The sequence below is a fragment of the Streptomyces sp. ID05-26A genome (genome assembly GCF_033794685.1).
In the GTDB taxonomy this organism is placed as follows: domain Bacteria; phylum Actinomycetota; class Actinomycetes; order Mycobacteriales; family Pseudonocardiaceae; genus Lentzea.
Map to the genome: position 1 here is coordinate 2,391,187 of NZ_JARAYZ010000002.1, position 22,307 is coordinate 2,413,493.

Consider the following 22,307-nt stretch of genomic DNA (forward strand, 5'->3'; position numbering starts at 1 on the left):
GTAACTACCAACCGCATACCGGACGCATGCCACGCGCCAGGACGTTTGATCCATGACGAAAACCTCACTGGCACTGGTGGTGGCACTCGGCACGCTGGCCGCCGCGGTGTCCCCCGCCCAGGCCGTCGAGCCCTACTCCTCCAGTCCGTCGCAGTCGCAGGCCGTCCGGTCGGGCACCGGGTACGACGTGATCGTCGGCGGAGCGAAGAGAGCCACCTTCCCCGTCAGCGATCCCGCCTACACGGTCCGGTCCACGTCGTCCTCCGACGGCGCCCTGGCCGCCGTGATCTCCGACTTCGACGGCACCCAGGGCACGTCCCTGCACACCGTCGACCGCTACGGCAAGTCCCGTTTCGTGGCACGCGGCGCGATCACGTCGGCTGTGTTCCACGGTTCGACGCTGGCCTACACGGACGGCGAGAACGTCGTGGTGGACGGCGTTCCCGCCGGCAAGCTGAAGGGCCGCGCGCCGTCGCTGCTCGGCTTCACCTCCGACGGCACCGGTCTGCTGGCCGTGCAGCACCCGGACACGGCCGACGACAGCACGTTCGTGGGTTCGCTGGTGCGGTTCGACCTGAAGTCCGGCGCCGCCAAGCCGTTGGTCACCTCGGACTCCTCGGCGCTCTACCGCGACTTCAAGCTCGTCGACGTCAAGGGCGAACGGCACGTCAGCTTCATCAAGCACAACGAGATCTACCGCTGTGGCGGCACCGACCCGCAGTGGCTGGGTCTCGTCTCGGAGCACGGTGACGTCCGGTCGCTGACCGGCGAGACCCGCCACCACTACCGCAGCGCGGTGTGGAGCACCGACGGCGCGCGCGTGGCGTACGAGGTCATGGGGTGCGTGTCCGACAAGACGCTCGGCCCCGACCAGTTCGCCGCGTTCAACGGCGTCTACGTCCAGGACCTGGCCACGCGGAAGGCCTCGCGCGTCGTCGAGGGCCTGTCGTTCACCCACGCGCTGACGGGATTCGACGGTGGTGAGGCCGTGATCGGCAGCCCCGCCAAGGGGTACGTGAAGGCTTCGGGCCTGCGTGCCGCCACGCTGGACGGCGAGGTCACCACGATGGGCCGGCTGAACCGCGCCGAGTACATCCACCAGTTGTGGGACACCCGCAACGACTTCAACGGCAACTCGTCCTGCGGCCCGACCAGCGCGGTGATCGACCTCGTCACCTACCAGCTGCCCACCGAGTTCGGAGTGCAGGTCTCGCAGCCGTTCTCGCACTACTCGAAGTGGGGCCGCTACATCACCGACGAGTTCTCCAACCGCGGCACCACCTTCAACCGCACGATGAACGACTGGGGACGCACCGGCAGCTGGAAGGGCGCGCACGGCTGGATCACCGGCTACTACTGCGGCGGCAACCCGGCCCGCCCCTGCGCCTCGTGGGAGTCCGAGCGCGACTTCCTGGCCCGCAACGGCGCCGCCGTCCAGCAGGGCAACTTCACCCCGGCGCAGGTCCGCGCGTTCCTCGACCAGGGCAAGTTCGTGATCATGAGCGGCACGTGGGGCTCGACCTCCGGGCACCTGTCCGTGGTGATCGGGTACCACGACAACGGGCAGTTCTACGTCCACGACACCTATGGCGCGGGCACGGACGGCAGTTATGACGGAGCGAACCAGCTGTACAGCTGGAACTACATCGCTCCTGTGCAGATGTGGGCCGCCTAACTACTTGACGGCAGGCGTCAAGTACTTGCTATCGTCTGTCAAGTGTCGACCCTCTCGGAACACGTGGACCTGCGGAACGACCTGATCCGGCTCGTGACGAGCCGCCTGCTCGACCCGCTGGAAATCCTGCTGCCGCAGGCCGATCTCACCGGCCTGCGGCAGTCCGCCGAGGCCGACGCCGAGATGTGGGCGGCTCACCTGCTCGGCCCCAGCGACACGACGGCCCGGCAGGTGGCCATCCGCCTGCTGACCGTGCTCTACCCCGGCGACGCCCCGTTCGACCCGCCCGAGACCTGGTGGGCAACACCGCTGGGCCGGGTCACCGCACGCCGGGCCGGCCACCCGAGCAGGGACCACGTGTCGCTCGGGATGGCCGGGGCGATGCTCGGCATCACCCGCCAGGGCGTGCACGACCTCGTGAACCGCGCCAAGTTGCTGCGGCACCCGGACGGCGGCGTGACCGTCGAGTCGATCCGTGCCCGGCTGACCCTGAGGAGAGAACAGTGAAGCTCGCGGCAACCGACTTCGGCGGCGACGGACCGTCGTTCCTGCTCCTGCACGGCCTGGGCGGAGATCGAAGAGCCTGGGAAACGCTGGCGCCGCAGCTGAACGGGCGAGCGGTGGCGGTCGACCTGCGCGGCCACGGCGAGTCGCCCGACGGGCCGTGGGACTGGGAGGCGGTGCTCGACGACCTCGACGAGACGACCGTCCGGTTCGGACTGGACGAGCCGGTGGTCGTCGGCCACTCGCTCGGCGGGATCATCGCCGGACTGTGGGCGTTGCGGCACCCGTCGTGCCCCGCGGCGGTGAGCCTCGACGGGCACCGTTCCGCCACAACGCGTCCCGCCAACTACGAGGGCCTGCCGGCCGGGGAGGTCGCGGAAGGCCTGGCCACGCTCAACGCCCTCTTCGACGCCCAACTGGAGACGATCACGCGTCCGTCCCGCGAGATCACCGGCGTCCTGCGGACGTCACCCGAGCTCCTGGACGCGCTGCCCGTCTTCGCGAAGGTGACCGCGCCGTTCCTGCTGGTGCTCGCCACGCAGAACCTGCCAGTGCCACCGAGCCTCCTACCGCTGATGGACGCCCACCGCGCAGGACTGCGGCGCGACATGCCTGCGAACGTGCAGGTGCAGGAGATCGACGCGACGCACGGCATGGTGTCCGGGAACGCCGCGGAGGTCGCGGAGATCGTGAATCACTTCGTGAGCAGTCGCCTCAGCGCCTGACGGGCCCTGCGGGGCGCGGCGGCGTCGTGTTCGAGCTGCAGGAAGTGGTTGAGCGCCAGCATGACCCCGAGGATCTCGTAGATCAGCTGGTCGACGTCGGTGTCGGGCTTGAGGTCGCCGTCGCTCACCGCGCGCCGGATGTGGATGCGCAGGTCCCGCCGCCACAACGCGTTCATGCCGGCCAGCGCGTCCCGCACCCGCCCGCTGCGCCCGTCGAACTCGGCCGTCGCGGCGGTGAAGAAGCAGCCGCCGGGCAGCACCTCGCGTTCGAGGTAGGAGACCCAGGCCTCGCAGACGTCGATCAGCCGCGGCAGCCCGGACGGCATCTGCTTCACCTTGCGCGGCACCTCCCGCAGGAAGACCTCCGCGGCCTGGTCGACCACCGCCAGTTGCAGGGCCTCCTTGGTGCCGAAGTGCCCGAGCAGCCCGGCTTTGCTCATCCCGAGCTCCGTCGCGAGCCGTCCGATCGTGAGCCCTTCGAGGCCTTCCGCGGACGCGATGGCGAGACTCCGGTCGAGGATGCGCTGCCTCGTCTCGAGGGTGTCGGCGACGGATCGGCGCGGGCTCATCTCTGTAGTCTACGTCTCTTTAGCTACCGACCGATCGGTTGCTATATTCGCCGCGTCGCCCTGGCCGAAGGAGAGATCACCTTGTCCGGATCCCGTGTCGTCGCGTTCGGCCACCACCAGCCTGAACGAGTGCTCACCAACGCCGACCTGGAGAAGATGGTCGACACCAACGACGCGTGGATCCTCCAGCGCACCGGCATCGCCACCCGCCGCATCGCCGCGCCGACCGAGACCGTGGCCGACATGGCGTCCGAAGCGGGTGCGAAGGCCCTCGCCGCCTCCGGCCTGTCGCCGTCCGACATCGGCCAGGTCATCGTCGCGACCTGCTCGGCGATCGACCGCAGCCCGTCCACCGCGGCCTCCGTGGCAGCGCGCCTCGCGATCCCGTCCGCGGTCGTCTTCGACCTGAACAACGCCTGCGCGGGCTTCTGCACCGCCCTGGCCACCGCCGACCACACGATCCGCGCGGGTGCGGCGAAGCACGCCCTGGTCATCGGCGCCGAGAAGATGTCGGACCTGGTCGACTGGACCGACCGCTCCTCCTGCATCCTGCTGGGCGACGGAGCCGGCGCGGCCGTGGTCAGCGCCTCCCCCGACGCCCTCATCGGCCCAGCCACCTGGGGTTCGGACCCGACGCGGAGCAACGCGGTTCGCCTCGTGAACGAGTGGCAGCCGCGCTTCGAGCAGGAGGGCCAGGCCGTCTTCCGCTGGGCCACCAGCGAACTCCCCGCCATCGCGGTCCAGGCCTGCGAACGGGCGGGCATCGCCGTCACCGACCTCGCCGCCGTCGTCACGCACCAGGCCAACCTGCGGATCATCGAGGCACTGACGCGCAAGCTCGGGCTGCGCGAGGACGTGGTGATCGGGCGCGACGTGGTGGAGTCCGGCAACACCTCCGCCGCCTCGGTGCCGCTCGCGCTGTCCAAGATGGCCGAACGCGGGGAGCTTCCGTCGGGGCAGCCGGTGCTGTTGTTCGCGTTCGGCGGCGGGCTTTCGTGGGCCGGTCAGGTCATCACGACCCCGTGAACGAACCGCTGGAATAGGCCGGTGTGGCGACTCGGGAGCCCGCCGAGCCGCCACACCGTTGGTGACGCACGAGAAGAAGGTTCAGGTCACCGGCGCGGGAACGAGCGCATCGCCGCGTGACGTCATCGGTCCGCCACCTGGCCACGCGGGCGACGTCGGAGTTCGCCGTTCCCGCTTGCCCTGTACCGGCAACCTGAAACCTCCACTACCTGGTTAGGGCCTCGCGCGTCCTCCGCCCGTGCGCACCATCTCCGGCCTCGAACGCGAATGCCGCCGCCGCTGCAATGGCGGGGACATCGACGACGAGACGGACGGGGGAACAGATGATGCGAGGGCGGCGACCGGTTCGGGAACGGGGATCAGGGCGGTCGGGAGGACCTCCGGTGCTTCGGCGACCACTTCGGTCTCCGGTTGTGTCCACACCGGGACGTTCGTCTCGACCTCGTTCTGCCGGAACAGTTCCGGCGTCTCGGTGATGATCTTGCCCGGCGACTCCAGACCCACGATGCCGACGAGCTTGCCGTTGGCGATGAAGCCCGTGAGTCCGTTCACGTCGGTGGTGTCGGTGCCGAGGACCGGCAGGCCGGCTCCCTGCACGCGCATGCCGTACTGCTCGGTCCAGAAGCGCGGGACCGGGGTGTAGGTCTTGGCGTGGTTGCGCCCGACCAGGAGGTTCTCGGCGGCGGCGCGGCCACCCTCGACGGCGTTGAGCCAGTGCTCGACCCGCCGCACGGCGCCGTTGAAGCGCATGTTGGGCCAGCGGGCGACGTCACCGCAGGCGACGAGGTTCTCGGCGCCGACCACGTGGTTCGTGGAGTCGCACAGGACGCCGTCGGAGATGTCGAGACCCGAGCCGCGCAGCCAGTCGACGGCCGGGGAGGCGCCGACGGCGAGCACGACGCACGAAGCGAAGAAGACCTGGCCGTCCGAGAGGTGGATCCCGATGCCGCCGGGCTGGCGCACCCAGTGCTTGATGCCGACACCGGTGGCCAGGCGGACGCCGTGCTCGACGTGCGCCTCGGTGATCTTCTTGCCGATGTCGTCACCGACGACACCACCGAGAAGCGCCGGGGAACGCACGATCAGAGCGACGTCGCGGCCCATGTGACGGACCGAACAAGCGAGCTCGCAGCCGATGAACCCGCCGCCGATGACGGCGACGAGTCCCTGCGACTGACGGATGTTCTTGCGGATCGCGATCGCGTCGTCCAACGTCCGCAGCACGTGCACCCGCGGGTCGTGACGCGGAGCCCCGCCCATCGCGCGGGCGTCGACGCCCGTGGCGATGATCATGCCGTCGTACTTGATCTCCTCGCCGCCCGGCACCCAGACCGACTGCTTCTTCGGGTCCAGGTGCAGGGCCGGGGAGTTCAGGCGCCACTCGGCGTCGAGGTCACCCGAGAACGACAGCAACGAGTCGTCCGGGGTCCACTCTCCGGTGATCATCTGCTTCGACAGGCACGGGCGGTGGTACGGGAGGTGACGCTCGGCGGACAGGATCGTGATCTGCCCGTCGAAACCCATCTCCCGCAGCCGTTCCGCGGAACGGACTCCACCGAGTCCGCCGCCGACGACCACGATCCGTTCGCTCACTTCACTCGCTCCCTGATCTCGATCGCGCGCATCGGGCACGCGCGCTGTGCCGCTCGGGCCTGGGCGAAGTGCTCCTCGGGCGGGCGGCGGTTGTAGGTCAGGCGGTTGTCTTCGATCAGCTGGAAGACGTCCGGAGCCTCCGCCTGGCAGGTGCCGTAGCGGTGGCACTTCTCGTTGTTGACGCTCACGTCCATCGCGTCGCCCTCGCCGACGCCGGGTTCCTTGCCGCGCTCGGAGTCGAGCATGCCGATGCGGGTCAGCACCTCGGGCGGGAGGAACCGGGCCAGGGCCAGGGTCGCGGTCGGGACGAGAACGGTGAGGCCGGCCAGCCAGAGAACGGACAGGTTGCCGTTCGCGATGGCGCCGAACCAGGAGTGCACCACGGTGATCGCCACCGCGATGTACGCCGTTTGATGGAACCTCAACCACTTGCGGTAGAAGACCTTGTGCCTCATCGAGGCGAGGACGGCGATCGCGAGCATGACCTCCAGGCCGAGGATGCCCAGCGCGTGCCGGAAAAGACCGCCGTCGACGAACGGCAGGATCAGCTTGATGATGCCGAGGGGGGCACCCTGCAGCAACGAGAAGGCGAACGCGTGGATGCAGCCGAACGCGATCGCCAGTGACGCGAGCACCATGTGCCCGTTCTTCAGACCTTCACGGCCGGTGAGCTTCTCGGCCCACCCGGTCGCGATGAGCACGCCCCAGGACAAGGTCGCGCACATCAGTACATAAGCCAGCCTGGCGGAGATCTGCGCCATCTTCTTGACGCCCGAGTCGAACTCGGCTTGGGCCACCAGGAGCGGAATCTGGCTCGACAACAACTCTTCCTCCGGAAAGAACTTCTCGCGGGAACCCGCCCGGTCCTGGGTGCAGGAGTGGACACATCAGAACCGGGCGGGTGGGAACAGGTCCGCGTTGGAGTGCCTCTGACCTTGGGACACCACCTCCGTTTCCCGTCGTGCAACGGGGTCTTGCAGAATCACCGCACCGGTCGTCGCGGGCGGAGCACTCGGAGCAGGAGCACGGTGAGAACGGCTCCCGCGGCGGTGACCGTGAGGATCACCCACATGTTCGGCCCCTCGTCGGAGGCCAGGGTCGCGTTGATGATGTTGCCGGCGGGCTGGGGTTCCGCGAACGCCGCGTCGCCCGCGAGGCCGCTGCTCTCCAGCAGCGTCATGTGCTTCATCACCACGTCGATGCCCGCCTGGGCGAACCCGCGGATCACGTCGTTGCGGGTCCCGGAGCGCACCTTGGCGATGAAGGGGAAGATCTGGCCGTGCGCGGCGCGCAACCGGGCGATGAACGCCTGGTCGAACGCGTCGCCTTCGAGGGCGTTGATCTCTTCCATCCACGACTGCTGCGTGGGGTTCGGCACGTCGGGCGTGGTCAGCCCGAAGCCGGCGGCCGTCTTCTTCGTCAGCGCGTCCAGCATCATGTGGTCGAGCATGATCATCTTACCGATCTGCTTGACCCTGGCGTTGGACGCCTTGGTGGCCGTGAGCTCGCCCATGGGCATCTCCCACAGGCCTGCGAGGCGCACCCTGTTCAGCAGTTCGCGGTCGTTCGCCGTCAAAGGCCCTGACGGGGTGTCCATCACTCCCCCGGTGTCCGCGGGCTGCGCGGCAGCCGTGGCGGTCAGACCGGAGAAGAGGAACAACATCGCAAAGACGGTGGCGAGGGCTCTGGTCATCGTCTTGTTGTCCTCGTTGTCCAAAGGAAGTCGATAGGGGGTGGATGAAGTACCGCTGAGCAGTGGGCTCAGTAGCCGGGCGCGGCGGGCGGAGGCGCAGACGACGTCTGGCCGGCTCCCGTGGGGGACGTGCTCGGCTTGCTGCTGCTCTTGTTGCTGTTGTTCTGCGCTTTTCCGCCGGTGATCTTGGCGCCGTTGGGGGCAGTGACGAACCACACTCCGCCCTTCGCCTGCCCCTTCATGTCACCGGCGACCTTGTCCTCGGCGTACGTGTACTGCGGCCAGCCCTGGATGGTGAGCTGCTTGGTGCCGTCCGGCCTGGTCAGGACCCCCATGGAGATCGGGTCCACACCGGTCGCCATCGGCGTCTTGTCCGCGAGGACCGGCTTCCACGCCTTCGCGCACTCGCCCTCGCAGTTCGACTTGGACGGCTTGGGGACGTCCTTGTCGTAGCGGTACATGGGCAGACCCTCGGCGTCGATCACGAACCACCCCATCTGCTCCGTGTTGGCGATGAAGTAGTTGTTGTGACCCTCCAGATCAGCGTTTTTCGCTCGCAGACCGCCGGGTGCGGCCTCCCCTCCGGGAGGAGTCTGGGTGCTGCCACACGCGGTGAGGGCGATAGCCAGGGCCGCGAGGGCGGTGGTGGCCTGTCCACGTCGCATCGGCAGGTCCTTTCTCAACTGGGGTACCGAGGAGTACGGACACGATCCGGTGACGGTTCACGAACTTCGTGAGGAATATTTGCCTCTCGACTTGAGGCGGTTGATGAGGCAAGGATGTCCCCCGTGGCGCGGCATAGACGTCAACGCGAGTTAGACGAACAATCACCAAGACCGGGATCTCTCGAGGAAGAGTTGATCCGTCGGCTGTACGAGGAATTCGGCAGTGCCCTGCTGGGACACTGCATGAGGTTGACGGGCCATGATCGTCAGTGGGCCGAGGACATCGTGCAGGAAACCCTGGTCAGGGCATGGCGCAACGCCGAGAAACTCGAGCGTGACCCCGTGCTCCTGCGGTCGTGGTTGTTCACGGTGGCAAGGCGGTTGGTCATTGACGACAGGCGTAAGAGAAGCGTCCGTCCGCAGGAGTTCGAACTGACCCCTTCGGACGAGTCGCCTTCCGGCAGCGAAGAGGATCGCACCCTCGCGGCGATCGTCGTGGCGGAGGCGATGAACGGTCTCTCGGAGGAACACAGGGAGGCTATTCTCGAGACATATCTGCGGGACCGCACCGTCGGTGAGGCCGCGGCGGCACTGGGTGTGCCACCGGGAACGGTCAAGTCGAGGGTGTACTACGCGCTCCGTGCGTTGCGGCGTGCGTTGCACGATCGGGGAGAGACGCGGTGACAACGGCACCAGATCACCTCGACGTCGCCGCCTACGTGCTCGGCATCCTCGATGCCGATGAGGTGGAGGCGTTCGAGAACCACCTGACCGAATGTCGGCGGTGTGCTCTTGACCTGCGCGACTTCGCGGTGGTGCCCGACCTCATCGACGAGGCCGACGCCGGCGGGATGCTGCGCGGGACTGCTCCGGAACGCCCCGACGGCAAGTCGGTGCGGGTCATGCTCGACGCCGTAGCGGCGCGCAGGAAGCGCCGACGGTGGTTCGTCGCCCAGGGTGTCGCGGCCGCCGCCGCCGGCATCGTGGCGGTGACCGCAGTGGTCACGTCACTCGTCGTGGGCGGCAAGGACGACGGCACGAACCAGGCCGCACCCAGCACGACGACGTCGCAGACGCGGGTGGCGAACAACTCCCCCGACTCGTCGATGAAGGTGCAGCAGGAAGACCCGAACAGCGGCGTGGGCACGAAGATCACCGCCTCCGACGAGGCGTCGGGCACCGCGATGGACATCGAGATCAGCGGCATGGCGGGACCCGGCCGCGGGTCACTCGTCGCCGTGGGCCGGGCGGGCCGTGTCGCGCAGGTCACGTCCTGGTACGCCCCCGAACCGGTGGCCGGGGACAAGAAGACCATCAAGCTCGCGGCGAACGTCGCCATGCGCTGGCACGAGATCGCCACGTTCCGGATCGTCGACGAGAACGGCAAAACACTGCTCGAGGTCGTCGCCTCCTGACGTTTCACGACACCAGACCACTGCCCCCGCGGGATCCGTGAGATCCTGTGGGGGCAGTTGTCGTTTCGCGGAAATCCGCAGAGGTTCGGGAAAGGCTGGCTACGTGGCGATTGCCCCGTCAGCGGTCGAGCGCTGGCTCGATCTGTCCACAGAGGAGCTGCGCGCTCAGGTGTCGCGGCTCGTGTCCGCCCGGCTACCGGGTGATCACGCGGTGTGGCAGGCGATCCGGCGCCATCCGTCTCTGGTTCCGCGCATCCGAGGTGTCCTCTCCGGACTCGCGGCCACCTCGGCCGGCAGCAAGGACGAGGCCATGCAGAAGGTCTGGATCTCCAAGGCGCGTGCCGCCCTGGACCAGATCACGCCGCCCCCGGTGAAGGCGGCGCGCAAGCCGGTGGTTGAAGAGGCGCCCGAGGTGGAACCCGAGCACGTGATCGACCTCAGGGAACCCGAGCCCGCGCAGCAGAAGCAGCCCCACAAGGCCATTCCGACGATGCTCTTCCAAGAGCCCAGTTAGTGGCCCGACCACGCTTCGAACGACACAACTAGGGGGATACGGCAGATGGTCGTCTTCGGATCGTTCATCTCGCTGTCAGGTCTGCTGATCCTGTTGTTCCGCAACGCCCCGCTGGGCGGGCTGAGCCCCGCGGTCGTCGGCTGGGTGCTGATCCCGCTCGGCCTGGTGTTCGCCGGCCTGGGCATCCTCCGCAACCGCCGCAAGCGCGCCCAGGGCGAGCCCGGCGCGGTCGGGAACCCGGTCCAGCGCCTGAAGGCGTTGCCGCGGCTGTGGAAGACCTGGCGGAGTGGCCAGTACCCGGAGCTGCCGCGCAGCCAGGTCCTGATGTGGGCGGTGGCGCTGGTCTACCTCGTGTCGCCGATCGACCTCCTGCCGGAGTTCCTTCCGGTGATCGGCGTGACCGACGACGCGGGTGTCCTGGTGTGGTTGCTCAGCAGTCTTTCGGTGGCCTCAGGCTCGTACCTGCGCTGGGAGAAGAGCCATGGCGACACGGGTCGCGGGATCGAGGCCCCGTGAGGCCTCCGCTCGCAGGAGCTTCGCCAGGCCGGGCGAGACGTCGGCCACGACCCTGAACCCGAGGCGTTCGTAGTACGGCGCGTTCCACGGCACGTCGCGGAACGTCGTCAGCGTCACCGCGCGTTCGCCGCGCGTGACGTGCTCGATCAGCGCGGCGCCGATCCCCTGGCGTGCGTGCGAAGGGTGCACGCTGACCTGGTGGACGTGCGTCGCGCCGTCGACGTCGCCGATCGCGATGAACGCGACGGGCACGCCTTCCGCGCCGATGGCGACCCAGACCTCGTGCTCGGCGAGGTCGTCCAGGGACATCGGGTCGTCGTCGGCGATTTCGGGCATTCCGGCGTCGCGGAAGGGCTCTCCGGACGCGATTTCGATCTGCTGGAGGTACGGCAGTTCGGCTGGTTGGGCGAGACGGATCAACACGCCCGTCATCCTGGTAGGTCTGACGCGGACCTCGCAGCCGAATAACGTTAAAGTCCGACTCGATGCGAACCAAGACAGTGCGCGTCCTCCTGGTCGAGGACGACGATGGCGACGCCCTCCTCGTCGAGGCGCTGCTCGAAGAAGCGAGCGCGCCGTTCGTCCTGTCGCGTGCGGGCACGCTGGCGGAGGCGGAGCAGATGCTCTCCGACTCCGAATGCGTGCTGCTCGACCTGGGTCTGCCCGACTCGCGGGGCCTCGACGGCCTGCACCGGTTGCTGGCCAAGCCCGACGCGCCGGCGATCCTGGTGCTGACCGGGCACGACGACGAGCAGGAGGGCATCAACGCGGTCGCCGCGGGTGCCGAGGACTTCCTGATCAAGGGCAAGGTCGACGGAGAACTGCTGCTGCGGGGTGTCCGGTACGCGGTCGAACGCCGCCGCGCCGACTTCGCCGAGTTCCAGCTGCGGGAGACGAGCCTGCTGGCCGCCGAGCAGTCCCGGCTCGAACGCGGCCTGCTCCCCCCGCCGCTGCTGCAGGGCTCCGACGTGGGCCTCGACGTGCGCTACCAGCCCGGCGGGCAGCGGATGCTGCTCGGCGGCGACTTCTACGACGCGGTCGGCATGCCGGACGGCACCGTGCACGCGATCATCGGCGACGTCTGCGGCCACGGCCCGGACGAGGCCGCGCTGGGCGTCTGCCTGCGGATCGCGTGGCGGGCGCTGGTCCTCTCGGGCGCGCCGGCCGAGAAGGTGCTGCAGACCCTGGACCAGGTGCTGGTCGCGGAACGGCACGGCGAGGGCATCTTCACCACGGCGTGCATGGTCACGGTCGCGCCGGACCGCCGGTCGGCGCGCTACTTCCTCGCCGGGCATCCGGAGCCGCTGCTGATCGCGGGCACGCAGATCGCGGACCTGCCGCAGTCGAAGATCGGTGTGCCGCTCGGCGTGCTCCCCGACTACGCGTGGACCGGCGTGGACGTGCCGCTGCCGTCCGGCTGGTCGATCGCCTGTTACACGGATGGACTGATCGAGGGCCGGGTACCTGACGACGTCGACCGGCTCGGCGTCGAGCGTCTGAGCGAGATCCTGCACAGGCAGCTCCAGGAAGGCCCCGAATGGATGGACTCGGTCATCGCGGAGGTGACGGAGCTCAACGGCGGGGCGCTCGACGACGACGTGGCCATCCTGCTGCTGAAGGACGGAAATTGAACCTGCCGCAAAGGCTCCCGGCAAGCCGCCTGCTGGGCGCCATCCTCGCGGTCCTGCTCGCCATCACCGCCGTCGCGATCTCGTCCACCGTCATCGCCCTCGACGCGCTCAGCGGCGCTCGGGCGCGATCGGTCGACCAGGTCGAACCCGCCGGGCGCCGGGTGAACGAGATCAACCGCGCGCTGCTCGACCAGGAGACCGGGGTGCGCGGCTTCGTGCTCACCCGGCAGGACGACTTCCTCACGCCGTACCTGGACGGCCAGAAGGCCGAGGCGGACGCCGCGCGGAGCGTGCGCGACCTCGTCGGCGACGTCAACGGCCGGGTGAGCCGCATCGAGCAGCTCGCGGACCAGTGGCGCTCCGAGTACGCGACGCCGACGATCACCGCCGCCCGGTCGGGCACCACCCCCGGCACCGGAGGGGACATCGAGCGCGGCAAGGTGCTGTTCGACCAGCTCCGCTCCGAGACCGCGGCGCTGCGGACCGACATCGGCGGGCTCGCCCGGCAGGCACGCGTGAACCTCGACCACGCGGCGAACGTGGTGCTGTGGCTGGTGATCGGCATGGGCGTGCTGCTGGTCGCGGTGATCGGCGGGCTGTCACTGCTGCTGCACCGCCTGCTGATCGCCCCGCTCGCGAACCTCGCCGACCACACCCGCCAGGTGGCGTCCGGCGACTTCGAGCACGAGATCGACGCGGACGGTCCACGCGAGACGGTCCAGCTCGGCCAGGACGTCGACGCCATGCGCCGCCGGATCGTGCAGGAGCTCGCGACGCTCGACGCGGCGAAGACCGAGCTGCAGCGGTCGAACTCGGAGCTGGAGCAGTTCGCCTACGTCGCCTCGCACGACCTGCAGGAACCGCTGCGCAAGGTGGCGTCGTTCTGCCAGCTCCTGCAACGCCGCTACGGCGGCCAGCTCGACGAGCGCGCCGACCAGTACATCGACTTCGCGGTTGACGGCGCGAAGCGGATGCAGGTGCTGATCAACGACCTGCTCGCGTTCTCCCGCGTCGGCCGGATGACCCGCGAGCAGACGGTGATCGACCTGAACGATCTGGTGCGCCAGGTCGTGGACAGCTACTCGGACCGCGTCGAGGAGACCGGCGCGCGGCTGGAGATCGCGAAGCTCCCCTCCGTGCGAGGTGAGGCGTCGCTGCTGAGCGCCGTGTTCCAGAACCTGATAAGCAATGCGTTGAAGTTCAAGGGCGCCGAGGCGCCGGTGATCACCGTCGACGTCGAGAAGGACGGTGAGCTGTGGAAGTTCACGGTGCACGACAACGGCATCGGGATCGAGGCGGAGTACGCTGACCGGATCTTCGTCATCTTCCAGCGCCTGCACCCGAAGGACGCCTATCCGGGCACGGGCATCGGCCTGGCGATGTGCCGCAAGATCGTCGAGTTCCACGGTGGCACGATCCGGCTGAAGACCGATGTGGACTTCGGCACCACCTTCGAGTTCACCCTGCCCGTTGTCCCCGAGCCCGCTCCCCTGGTTGAGGAAGTACATGTCTGATTCACCGATGACCGTGATCGACGTCCTGCTCGTGGAGGACGATCCGGGCGACGCCCTGATGACGCAGGAGGCGTTCGAGCACCACAAGATCCGCAACACGCTGCACGTGGTGAAGGACGGCGTGGAGGCGCTGGAGTTCCTGCGGCGCGAGGGCCAGTACGAGAACGCGCCGCGGCCGGGGCTGATCCTGCTGGACCTGAACCTGCCCCGCAAGGACGGCCGTGAGGTGCTCAGCGAGATCAAGGCCGACGCGGAGCTCCGCTCGATCCCGGTCGTGGTGCTGACGACGTCGGAGGCGGAGGAGGACATCCTGCGCAGCTACAGCCTCTACGCGAACGCGTACGTGACGAAGCCGGTCGACTTCGACAGGTTCATCGAGGTCGTCCGGCAGATCGACGACTTCTTCGTCACCGTAGTGAAGCTGCCCCGCTGATCACGGCGGCGCTGAAGTCCAGGCAGGACCGGCAGATCTTCGCGTCCGCGCCTTCGTGCACGGCCTTGGTCTCGCTGCAGAACGAGCAGTCGCCGGCCTCGCCCACCTGAGCGGCGGCGACGCAGAGGTCGCAGATCAGCGCGGCCGGGCCGGCCATCATCTTGTCGACCTCGGCGGCGCCGCGGCCGCAGAACCAGCAGCGTTCGGTCCGCTTGGACTGCTCCACGATCTGGTGCACGCGCTGGTGACTGATCCCCAGCGCCTCCGCGATCTCGCGCATCGACCCGCCGGCGCGGTGCAGCCGCAGCACGGTGTGCTGGTAGACGGCCTTGGCGATGTCGGCCTGCTCCTGGGCGGCGGCGGAGGCGGTGCCCGCCTTCCGCGCCGCAGCCAGCAGTTCCTCGTCCAGTGTCATGCCGTCTACGTTAGCTAGACGCGTCTAGTTCGTCTAGACACTGTCCAGGTGAGGTAGACGGTCAGTCGACGCTGCGGACGATCACCGGCTCGTCGTCGGCCTGCACGACCCATTCCTGGGGCTCGCGCGGGTCAGGGATGACTGGTGCCCACATCCCGGTGCCACCGGGACGGCGCCTGCGTAACTCGAATTCCTCTCGCGTGGTCATGCACTCCGGGTACCCGTCTCGGCGGAACGTATGCCCGACAGCATGGTCGTGATGGCCGCCATGACCCGTCGCGTGGCCTCGGCCAGCACCTCGGCGGTGAGTTCGAGGTCGTACAGATCGGACAGGTCGACCGGCGCGCCCGCGACGACCTCGATCCGCTTGCGAGGCAACAACCTGGGCAGGATCGTGCCCTTGGGCAGCAGGTCCTGCGTGCCCCACTCGGCGACGGGCACGACCGGCACGCGGGACTCCAGCGCCATCCGCGCGACCCCGGACTTGCCCTTCATCGGCCAGTTCTCCGGGTCGTCGGTGAAGGTGCCCTCGGGGAACACCATCACGCACTCGCCGTCGCGCAACGCCTCCACAGCGGGCCTGAGCGCCTCTGAGGCCTTCACGGTGCCACGTTCTACCGGGATGTGCCCTCCGGAGCGCATGACCCAGCCGATGACCGGTGTGCGCCACAGGGAGGCCTTCGCGAGCACGCGCGGCACCCGGTTCGACATGAGCGCGAACACCACGGCCGCCACGGTGTCCGCGTTGGACAGGTGGTTGAACGCGAGGATCACGCCGCCGTTGCCCGGCACGTGCTGTTTGCCCCGCACGCGCAGCCTGACGAACAGCACGACGACGGGCCACAGGACGTCGATCGCCAGCGAGAACCAGAATCCCCTGCCCCGGCGGGGCATCTTCCAGGTCCAGGCGGCCAGTTGGAGCGGTGTCACGCCTGGTATTCCACCACGCGAACCACGGACAGATCCCGTATTCATCTGAATACAGGAAGTCACGATCGGGAGAGCATCCGTAACAGCGAGCGATCACACAGCAACGGGATACGTCATGCGTTCTGCCTCGTCCCAGGTATTTCCGGTCGAAGACTGTGACCGCGGCGTGCCCACCGCCAAGAGTGCGCGACCACCGTCACGTCGCCAGTGATCGGCGATGAAGATCCGGTTCGACGGACTGCCCCGCACAATCCTGAAGATGGCACGCCGACTCGAAGTGGCCAGCCGCCCGGTGGACGACCGCAGCATCGCACGGATTCCGCATCAAGTGGGGTATCGCCCGTCTCGTAAGCCCGTGCAACGTGCCGACCACCTCACCGGAGGTCATCGCTCAGTTCCACACTCGTGACGCGGTTCAGGGGAACCCGAGGAGGCTGGCGGGAGCCGCGCGATTGCGTTCCACGTGCCAGATGTCGATCACCAGGCCACCGTTGTCGTGCCCGGCCTCCCCTACCAACCGCAAGCCGCTCTCCAGATCCTTGACGTTCGACCAGGGCAGGAACTCAAGGCCCAGCCGGACTCCCACGCCTTCCGTCTCGGCAGCCAGAGTCGCGAACTTCGCCGCCCACTCGGCCAGATTCCACGGCCGGTCGTGGTCGTCCGGAGTCACCTTGACGTGTGCGGCACCGACCACTTCAGCAGCCGCGAGGACCTGACGTCCTACCTGATCCGCGGAGGAGGTCCACCAAGCGGGTGTGCCCTCCAGTTCCACGTCCACGATGCCGTTGTCGTCGAGGAGCGACCGCACGCCGTTGAGCCCGTACCTCCGTTCCGCCTCACTTGGACGGCACCCGACAGACTCCAGATGATCGAGTGCCACGATCTGTTCGGCCGGGACCATCCGATCATCGCGAACGCTCACGACACCGCCACGTGCTGGGCTGCTGACGGAACAGGCAGCTGAGTTCCGACGCACTGTCATGCCGATGAGCGGACGTCGCACGAGATCGATCATGCAGTTGCTTCAGGCAGTGGCGCCTGCGGAGTCCCAGACAAGGGTTGGGATGGTGACGGGTGTGATGGGTGATCCAGGGCGGGTTCCGGTGACACGGATTTCGTAGCCGCCGGGTGGGAGCGCGGGTGCGCTGGTGTGAAAGGTTCCGCCGATGCTGGATGGGCGTCGCGCGAAGACTGATCGTTGGTGTTCGTCGACGATCGTGATCTGGATGGAGTCGCGTGCGTCCGGCGGGAGTTGCGCGGTGATGGGGAACTGGTGGCCGGCGAGGACGATGTCCGGGGCGGCGAGTTGGACCGGGACTGTTGCCGGTGCTCGTCGACGGATGGGTTTGGTGGTCAGGATTTCTTCGACTTCGTCGAGAGCGTTGGGGCCGGCTTGGAGGCTGCCGTGGTGGTCGATGATGCGGCGGACGGTGTTGGTGTCCATCGGCTGGCCGTGTCCGGTCGCTCCGGTGAGGGGGACGGTGCCGTCGCCGTAGTCGTTGTCGCCGCCGATGGTGTCCAGGGCTTCGACTCGACCTTCGACGATGCGGATGGTGCTGGTGGTGGGCTGGCGGGGCGGGCGGCTTCGGCGTGCGCGAGGTCGTGGTGGAAGGCGAATGCGTCGGTGGCCATGGCGGAGTTGAGTTCGGGCAGGGTGATCTCGGCGAGGGTGGCCAGACCTTGGGTCTGGTCGATGCAGGCGTACGTGGGAAGAAGCTGGTGGAGCGAGGGCATGCTGCGGGCGAAGGCGGTGAGGTCGACGGCGAGGGGGCCGAGATCTTTGCGGACACCGTTGATGAGAGGTAGCAGGGCTTTGGCAGCGCCGCGGTAGGGGGTGCCGAGGGTGATGAGTTTGCGGGTGATCTCGGCACCGCCGCTGTGTTCGACGTACCAGCGGGCGAGGAGTCCGCCCATCGAGTGGGCGACGAACACCAGTCGCGCGTCGCGGTTGTGAGCAAGACTCCCGTCGAACACCTCAAGGCACTGCCGCTGGACTACGGCCGGCCGCGCCACACGTACTCATGTGACGGCGTGACCGGAAGGAAGGCGTGGGCTACCTTTCCGGCTGCCCACGCGGGCGTATTGAATTGTTGGCCAGCCATGTGCGGATGGAGCGAGGAGGACCGCTGTGCGGGGCGACCACGAGGTGGCATTCGCGGCCCGCGACGACTGCCGGGAACTGGTGACGGCACTGGGCATGGCCGATCCGCCTCCGTTCGTAGACTTCTACGAGGGCGCGTGAACACCCACATCACCCGCGTCTACCAGGAGGTTGCGAACGTCAACATCCGCCCGAACTGGCGGCGTGGGTGCAACGTCTGTTGCTCGGCCGTGAGGAAACCTGACGTTCCCGAACCATCTGAGTTCGGAGCATGCCGACGGTAGGCTTTCCTGGGAGCCGAGGTAGCCAGGAGGGGCCGGGTGTTCGGTTCGGTTTTGCGTGCTCGGCGTCGGCGTGCCGGTCTTACCCAGGAGGCGCTTGCCGAGCGGTCCGGTTTGGGCGTGCGCACCATCCGAAAGCTCGAGAACGGTCTCATCCGCCAGCCCCGCAACGACACCGTGCGGCTGCTGGCCGACGGGCTGAACCTCACGGGCGAGGACCGCGCTGTCTTCATCGACTCCGCGCTCGCCGAGAACGACGCCGACGTGTCGGCGCGGCGGCCGTCGCCGGTCTTCTCCCTGCCGTCGGACACCGCCGACTTCACGGGGATGGACGAGCAGATCGCGGTCATGGAGGCGCGGCTGGCCGAGCGGCAGGCGGCCGACACCGCGGTTCCGGTGGTCGCGCTGGCCGGGGCGGCCGGGATGGGCAAGACGACGGTCGCGGTGCACGTCGCCCACCGCCTGCGCCGGATCTACCCCGACGGTGGCATGTTCATCAACCTCCGTGGGACACAATCGAACCCGGTGCCTCCCGACGAGGCGCTCGGGCGGTTGCTGCACGCGCTCAACGAGTCGGCCGCCGCGTCCGCGCGCAGCCTCGACGAGAAGGTCGAGCGGTACCGGCTGACCCTCGCCGCCCGGCGCGTCCTGGTCGTGCTCGACGACGCGGGCGGCCTCGAACAGGTGGCGCCGCTCCTGCCAGGCCATCCCGGCTGCGGGGTGATCATCACCAGCCGTGCGCCGGTCGCCGGTTTGCCAGGGGTGATCACGCTCGACGTCCAGGCGATGAGCGAGTCGCACGCCCTGGGTCTGCTCCGGCACATCATCGGCGACACCCGGCTCGACCAGGATCCGGGCGCAGCGGAAACCCTTGTGCGGCTGTGCGACCAGGTTCCGCTGGCGGTGAGGATCGCAGGCGCGCGGCTGGCCAACCGTCCACAGTGGCCGGTCGCGACGCTGGTGAGCCGGATGGGTGACGAGCGGCGCAGGCTGGACGAGCTCCGGCTCGGCGAGTTCGGCGTGCGCTCGTCGCTGGCGGTCAGCTACCACGGACTCGACGAGACGGGCAAACGAGCGTTCCGGCTGCTCGGTTTCCTCGACCCGTCCGACTTCGCGGCGTCGACCGCCGCTGCGCTGCTTGCCGTGCCCGTCGCCGCGGCGGAGGACGTCCTCGACCGGCTCGCCGACGCACGGCTGGTCGAGTACATCTCGAAGACGGGCGGTCGGATCCGGTACCGCATGCACGACCTCGTCCGGATCTACGCCAGAGAGTGCGCCGAGGCGGAGGAGAGCGTCGGCGACCGCACGACGGCCGTGGCGCGCGCGATCACCCAGGCGCTGCGGGCGGTCGAGGGGGTGGCCGAGCATCTGCCGGTGGCCGTGCGCCGCCTGTACCAGCCGGACCTGGACCCGAGCTGGCTCGCGGTCGACGGAGGTTACGGCCCCGAACTGCTTGACGAGGAACCGATGCTGGTCGCGATGGTCGAGCGGGCGAGCGCGCTCGGACTGGATCGGCTCGCGTGCGCACTGGCCGAGGCCCTGGTGTTCGCCGTTTTCGGCACCTACAACCGGTTCGACGGCTGGGACCGCACCCACGCCGCGGCCTGCGCCGCCGCTGACGCGGCAGGCAACGACTCGGGACGGGCCGCGCTGGAATGCGGCCTCGGTCAGCTCCGGTACACCGAAGACCGCTTCGCCGAAGCGAAGCACCACTTCCAGCTGGCCATCGACCGCTTCCGCGCGGGCGGGAACCCACACGGCGAAGCGGTCGCGACCAACGGCATCGGCACGGCCCACCGTGAGCTGGGCGAACACGACCTGGCCCTGCTGTACCACGAACGAGCCCGGGAAGCCTTGTTCGCACTGGGCGACTGGCACGGCGTCGCGCACGCGCTCTACGGAATCGGCTACGCACACCGGGAACTGGGCCACGACGAGCTGGCAGCACACCACCTGGAAGAAGCCGCACGCCAGTACCGCCGCATCGGACACCACCGCGGCGAGGCGATCGCGATCCGGGGCATCGGCTTGATCCACCGGGCCCGCGACGAACACGAGCTGGCCGAACAGTTCTGCGAACGAGCACACCGGATCATCGAGACGACCGGCGACCGGCACCTGCGGTGCTACACCTTGCAGGCACTGGCAAAGGTCTGGATCCGCCGCGGCGCAACCGACCGGACGAAACCGGTGCTGTTGAACAGCCTGCGCGTGTGCCGAGAACACCAGGATCGCCTTGGCGTCGCGCTCATGCTCCGCACGATCGGCGAACTGCACCTGGCGGAAGGCGACGCCGAGTCCGCCCTGCACTGGCTGACCCAGGCCATGACGATCTGGCGTCACCTTCACCTCCTCCTCTGGCAGGCCCGCACCCTCCGGGACATCGGCGCGGCACATGCAGTCGGATCGGACTGCGCCCAGGCCCACCCACACTGGGCGGAGGCCATGACCATCTTCCGCGCCCACCGCACAAGGGAGGCGGAAGAGCTCGACATCTGGCGCCGTTCATGGGGCTGCCACTGCGATCCGGGCGTGCTGACCGAGCGGTAGAGCGAGCCGGTCGACCCGCTCTACCGCTCAGAAAAAGGTCCCCCCTCGCAGACCTCCGTCCTACCTCATAGCCAGCCGGAGCCGACCGTGTTGCCGCACGGTGCGACGGGTGCCCAACTGGCGGAGCCGTTCGTCGGATCGGTGTGGTGCCACCAGTGGAGGACGCCTGCCTGGTCGGCGGCATAGATCCGGCCGTCACCGGCCGCGAGAACGGTCTGGTAGTTGCAGGTCCCCTCGACCCAGCCGGACCCGATGGCCGCCCCGCTGCCTCCAGCCCACGCGACGCCCGACCCGTCATCCGGTGTGAGATACCGATACCACCGCAGCGATCCGTCGTGTCCGACCGGGTAGAGCACCCCGTTGGACGCGGTAACCGAACGGAACGTGTGCCAGCCTGCTCCGATGACCTTGCCGGAGTTCGGTGCCCAGGAACCGCCGGAACCAGGCGTTCCGCGATACCGGTACCAGTGCAGGGCGCCGGTCCAGGAGACGCCGTAGATGACCCCCGCGCCGGCAGAGATGACGAACTTGAAGGAGTTCCACCCGGTGCCGATCACCGCGCCGCTGGCCGCGGCGAACCCCTGGTCGGTGTCGTAGCGGTACCACTGCATGTCGCCGTTCGGGCGGACACCGAACAGGGTCCGGTCCGCGGCGACGAGCTTGTCGAAGTTCTGGAACCCGGCGCCCGCGGTGAACGAGGATTCCCAGCTCGGCGTGCCTGAGGACCAGCCGGTGTGCTGGTACCAGCTCAGTGCCCCGTCGTCGGCGACGATGTTCAACCGGCCCAGCTGGCCGGACACGACGTCGTTGGCGAGCTTCGTGTAGCGGATGGGAGAGTAGGAGTTGACCTTGGACTGGGACCAGACGGCCGCCCGGGTCCGGTCAACCGCCCCGGTCTGCTCGTACACCAGCGCGCCGCCGGAAACCCACGCCACGAACAGGCCGGCGTGGTCGTTGTTGGGGTCGCTGTCCGCGATGTGCAGCAGCAGTGCGTCGCCTGGCGCGAGCTGCGACTGGGCGATCGAGACGGTCCGCCCGCTGGAGTACGCCGGCCGCAGGTTGCCCGTGTACCAGGCGTCTCCCCGGCCACCCATCCCCCAGGCCATGGCCAGGAACCCGGAACAGTCCTGCCGGTACGAGCCGTAACTGTTGTTGTGGCAGGAAGCCTGCGAGTACGGCACGTAGTCGCCGTGATAGTTGATCGGGTCGGCACTGGTGTCAACGCGGGCCAGCCACGACCGTGCCCGGCGCAGCGCCTCGCTGCGGGACGGCACGAGATCGTTGCCGTTGTCCAGGCAGGCCGCCTGGACCCCGACGTCCGGTGCGGCGGCTGCGGTGCCCCCACCTCCCAGCAGTCCCGCTGCCACCACCGCGGCGGTGACGATGATCGTGATCAGTCGTCTCATCATTCCCCTCCTCGTTTGAGCGGCACCCGACGTCGCGCACCACCCGCACAGGAGCGTCCCGTGCACAGCGGCGGTGTGACAGGTCCACGACCGGCCGCTGACCGGCACCTTGAAGGGCCATGAAGAACTTTCCGAACCAACAAGACCATCA

General features: G+C 68.5%; 25 protein-coding genes. 12 read left to right on the top strand and 13 right to left on the bottom strand.

From position 1 onward, the window contains the following. Positions 1-52: 52 nt before the first annotated feature. Genes PV646_RS26520 through PV646_RS26530 form a run of 3 tightly spaced genes read left to right on the top strand, consistent with a single transcriptional unit; the run spans position 53 to position 2,904 of the window. On the top strand, positions 53-1,675 hold the full coding sequence (locus tag PV646_RS26520; RefSeq protein WP_500344897.1) for a C39 family peptidase: 1,623 nt from the start codon (positions 53-55) through the stop codon (positions 1,673-1,675). A gap of 42 nt (positions 1,676-1,717) precedes the next feature. Continuing rightward, a complete protein-coding gene (locus PV646_RS26525) occupies positions 1,718-2,182 on the top strand; it encodes a hypothetical protein (protein ID WP_500344898.1) in 465 nt (154 codons plus the stop codon). Beyond that, positions 2,179-2,904: an alpha/beta fold hydrolase gene (locus tag PV646_RS26530; RefSeq protein ID WP_500344899.1), complete on the top strand. Its 726-nt coding sequence runs from the start codon at positions 2,179-2,181 to the stop codon at positions 2,902-2,904. The genes PV646_RS26525 and PV646_RS26530 overlap by 4 nt, the downstream gene beginning before the upstream one ends. Here PV646_RS26530 and PV646_RS26535 read toward each other — a convergent pair. After that, positions 2,874-3,473 carry a TetR/AcrR family transcriptional regulator gene (locus PV646_RS26535; protein ID WP_500344900.1) on the bottom strand — a complete coding sequence of 200 codons (600 nt, stop codon included), beginning with the start codon at positions 3,471-3,473 and terminating at the stop codon, positions 2,874-2,876. The genes PV646_RS26530 and PV646_RS26535 overlap by 31 nt on opposite strands. Positions 3,474-3,554: 81 nt before the next feature. On the opposite strand from PV646_RS26535, the gene PV646_RS26540 reads away from it, so the two are divergent. Further along, entirely contained in the window at positions 3,555-4,499 is a 945-nt protein-coding gene (locus PV646_RS26540) for a beta-ketoacyl-ACP synthase III (protein ID WP_500344901.1), read from the top strand. 213 nt (positions 4,500-4,712) lie between these two features. Here the strand turns inward: PV646_RS26540 and PV646_RS26545 are convergent, their stop codons facing one another. The 4 genes from PV646_RS26545 to PV646_RS26560 form a co-directional block, all read right to left on the bottom strand. Next, positions 4,713-6,092: an NAD(P)/FAD-dependent oxidoreductase gene (locus tag PV646_RS26545; protein WP_500344902.1), complete on the bottom strand. Its 1,380-nt coding sequence runs from the start codon at positions 6,090-6,092 to the stop codon at positions 4,713-4,715. After that, positions 6,089-6,913, bottom strand: a complete 825-nt coding sequence (locus PV646_RS26550; RefSeq protein ID WP_500344903.1) for a ferredoxin — start codon at positions 6,911-6,913, stop codon at positions 6,089-6,091. Before PV646_RS26550 ends, PV646_RS26545 begins: the two co-directional genes overlap by 4 nt. Positions 6,914-7,074: 161 nt before the next feature. Beyond that, entirely contained in the window at positions 7,075-7,755 is a 681-nt protein-coding gene (locus tag PV646_RS26555; RefSeq protein ID WP_500344904.1) for a DUF4142 domain-containing protein, read from the bottom strand. Between the two features lie 98 nt (positions 7,756-7,853). Beyond that, on the bottom strand, positions 7,854-8,450 hold the full coding sequence (locus PV646_RS26560) for a COG4315 family predicted lipoprotein (protein WP_500344905.1): 597 nt from the start codon (positions 8,448-8,450) through the stop codon (positions 7,854-7,856). A 192-nt stretch (positions 8,451-8,642) separates the two neighbouring features. On the opposite strand from PV646_RS26560, the gene PV646_RS26565 reads away from it, so the two are divergent. The 4 genes from PV646_RS26565 (at position 8,643) to PV646_RS26580 (ending at position 10,895) form a co-directional block, all read left to right on the top strand. After that, complete coding sequence (locus tag PV646_RS26565; protein WP_500344906.1) at positions 8,643-9,134, top strand: sigma-70 family RNA polymerase sigma factor; 492 nt, start codon at positions 8,643-8,645, stop codon at positions 9,132-9,134. Continuing rightward, entirely contained in the window at positions 9,131-9,865 is a 735-nt protein-coding gene (locus PV646_RS26570; RefSeq protein WP_500344907.1) for an anti-sigma factor family protein, read from the top strand. Before PV646_RS26565 ends, PV646_RS26570 begins: the two co-directional genes overlap by 4 nt. A 103-nt stretch (positions 9,866-9,968) precedes the next feature. Continuing rightward, positions 9,969-10,379, top strand: coding sequence for a hypothetical protein (locus tag PV646_RS26575; RefSeq protein WP_500344908.1), 411 nt, complete (start codon positions 9,969-9,971; stop codon positions 10,377-10,379). A gap of 45 nt (positions 10,380-10,424) precedes the next feature. Further along, positions 10,425-10,895, top strand: coding sequence for a YkvA family protein (locus tag PV646_RS26580; RefSeq protein WP_500344909.1), 471 nt, complete (start codon positions 10,425-10,427; stop codon positions 10,893-10,895). Here the strand turns inward: PV646_RS26580 and PV646_RS26585 are convergent. Further along, positions 10,830-11,318 (bottom strand): GNAT family N-acetyltransferase, encoded by a 489-nt coding sequence (locus PV646_RS26585; protein WP_500344910.1) that lies wholly within the window; start codon positions 11,316-11,318, stop codon positions 10,830-10,832. The genes PV646_RS26580 and PV646_RS26585 overlap by 66 nt on opposite strands. A 62-nt stretch (positions 11,319-11,380) precedes the next feature. Here PV646_RS26585 and PV646_RS26590 point away from each other — a divergent pair, with 62 nt between their 5' ends. Genes PV646_RS26590 through PV646_RS26600 form a run of 3 tightly spaced genes read left to right on the top strand, consistent with a single transcriptional unit; the run spans position 11,381 to position 14,473 of the window. After that, the gene (locus PV646_RS26590) at positions 11,381-12,526 is read left to right on the top strand and encodes a PP2C family protein-serine/threonine phosphatase (protein WP_500344911.1); all 1,146 of its coding nucleotides are present in this window, start codon (positions 11,381-11,383) and stop codon (positions 12,524-12,526) included. After that, positions 12,523-14,040, top strand: coding sequence for a sensor histidine kinase (locus PV646_RS26595; RefSeq protein ID WP_500344912.1), 1,518 nt, complete (start codon positions 12,523-12,525; stop codon positions 14,038-14,040). The genes PV646_RS26590 and PV646_RS26595 overlap by 4 nt, the downstream gene beginning before the upstream one ends. Beyond that, on the top strand, positions 14,033-14,473 hold the full coding sequence (locus tag PV646_RS26600) for a response regulator (RefSeq protein ID WP_500344913.1): 441 nt from the start codon (positions 14,033-14,035) through the stop codon (positions 14,471-14,473). Before PV646_RS26595 ends, PV646_RS26600 begins: the two co-directional genes overlap by 8 nt. Here PV646_RS26600 and PV646_RS26605 read toward each other — a convergent pair. The 6 genes from PV646_RS26605 to PV646_RS26630 form a co-directional block, all read right to left on the bottom strand. Continuing rightward, entirely contained in the window at positions 14,448-14,888 is a 441-nt protein-coding gene (locus tag PV646_RS26605; RefSeq protein ID WP_500344914.1) for a MarR family transcriptional regulator, read from the bottom strand. The two genes, PV646_RS26600 and PV646_RS26605, sit on opposite strands and share 26 nt — an antisense overlap. A 61-nt stretch (positions 14,889-14,949) precedes the next feature. Next, the gene (locus tag PV646_RS26610) at positions 14,950-15,096 is read right to left on the bottom strand and encodes a hypothetical protein (RefSeq protein WP_500344915.1); all 147 of its coding nucleotides are present in this window, start codon (positions 15,094-15,096) and stop codon (positions 14,950-14,952) included. Next, the gene (locus tag PV646_RS26615; protein WP_500344916.1) at positions 15,093-15,818 is read right to left on the bottom strand and encodes a lysophospholipid acyltransferase family protein; all 726 of its coding nucleotides are present in this window, start codon (positions 15,816-15,818) and stop codon (positions 15,093-15,095) included. The genes PV646_RS26610 and PV646_RS26615 overlap by 4 nt, the downstream gene beginning before the upstream one ends. 415 nt (positions 15,819-16,233) lie before the next feature. Further along, positions 16,234-16,740: a sugar phosphate isomerase/epimerase family protein gene (locus PV646_RS26620; RefSeq protein ID WP_500344917.1), complete on the bottom strand. Its 507-nt coding sequence runs from the start codon at positions 16,738-16,740 to the stop codon at positions 16,234-16,236. A gap of 102 nt (positions 16,741-16,842) precedes the next feature. Next, positions 16,843-17,262: a hypothetical protein gene (locus tag PV646_RS26625; RefSeq protein ID WP_500345098.1), complete on the bottom strand. Its 420-nt coding sequence runs from the start codon at positions 17,260-17,262 to the stop codon at positions 16,843-16,845. Further along, entirely contained in the window at positions 17,172-17,792 is a 621-nt protein-coding gene (locus tag PV646_RS26630; protein WP_500344918.1) for an esterase/lipase family protein, read from the bottom strand. Before PV646_RS26630 ends, PV646_RS26625 begins: the two co-directional genes overlap by 91 nt. 447 nt (positions 17,793-18,239) lie before the next feature. On the opposite strand from PV646_RS26630, the gene PV646_RS26635 reads away from it, so the two are divergent. Continuing rightward, positions 18,240-20,750, top strand: a complete 2,511-nt coding sequence (locus tag PV646_RS26635; protein WP_500344919.1) for a tetratricopeptide repeat protein — start codon at positions 18,240-18,242, stop codon at positions 20,748-20,750. A 65-nt stretch (positions 20,751-20,815) separates the two neighbouring features. On the opposite strand, the gene PV646_RS26640 is transcribed toward PV646_RS26635, so the two are convergent. Beyond that, entirely contained in the window at positions 20,816-22,156 is a 1,341-nt protein-coding gene (locus tag PV646_RS26640) for a tachylectin-related carbohydrate-binding protein (RefSeq protein ID WP_500344920.1), read from the bottom strand. Positions 22,157-22,307 lie beyond the last annotated feature (151 nt).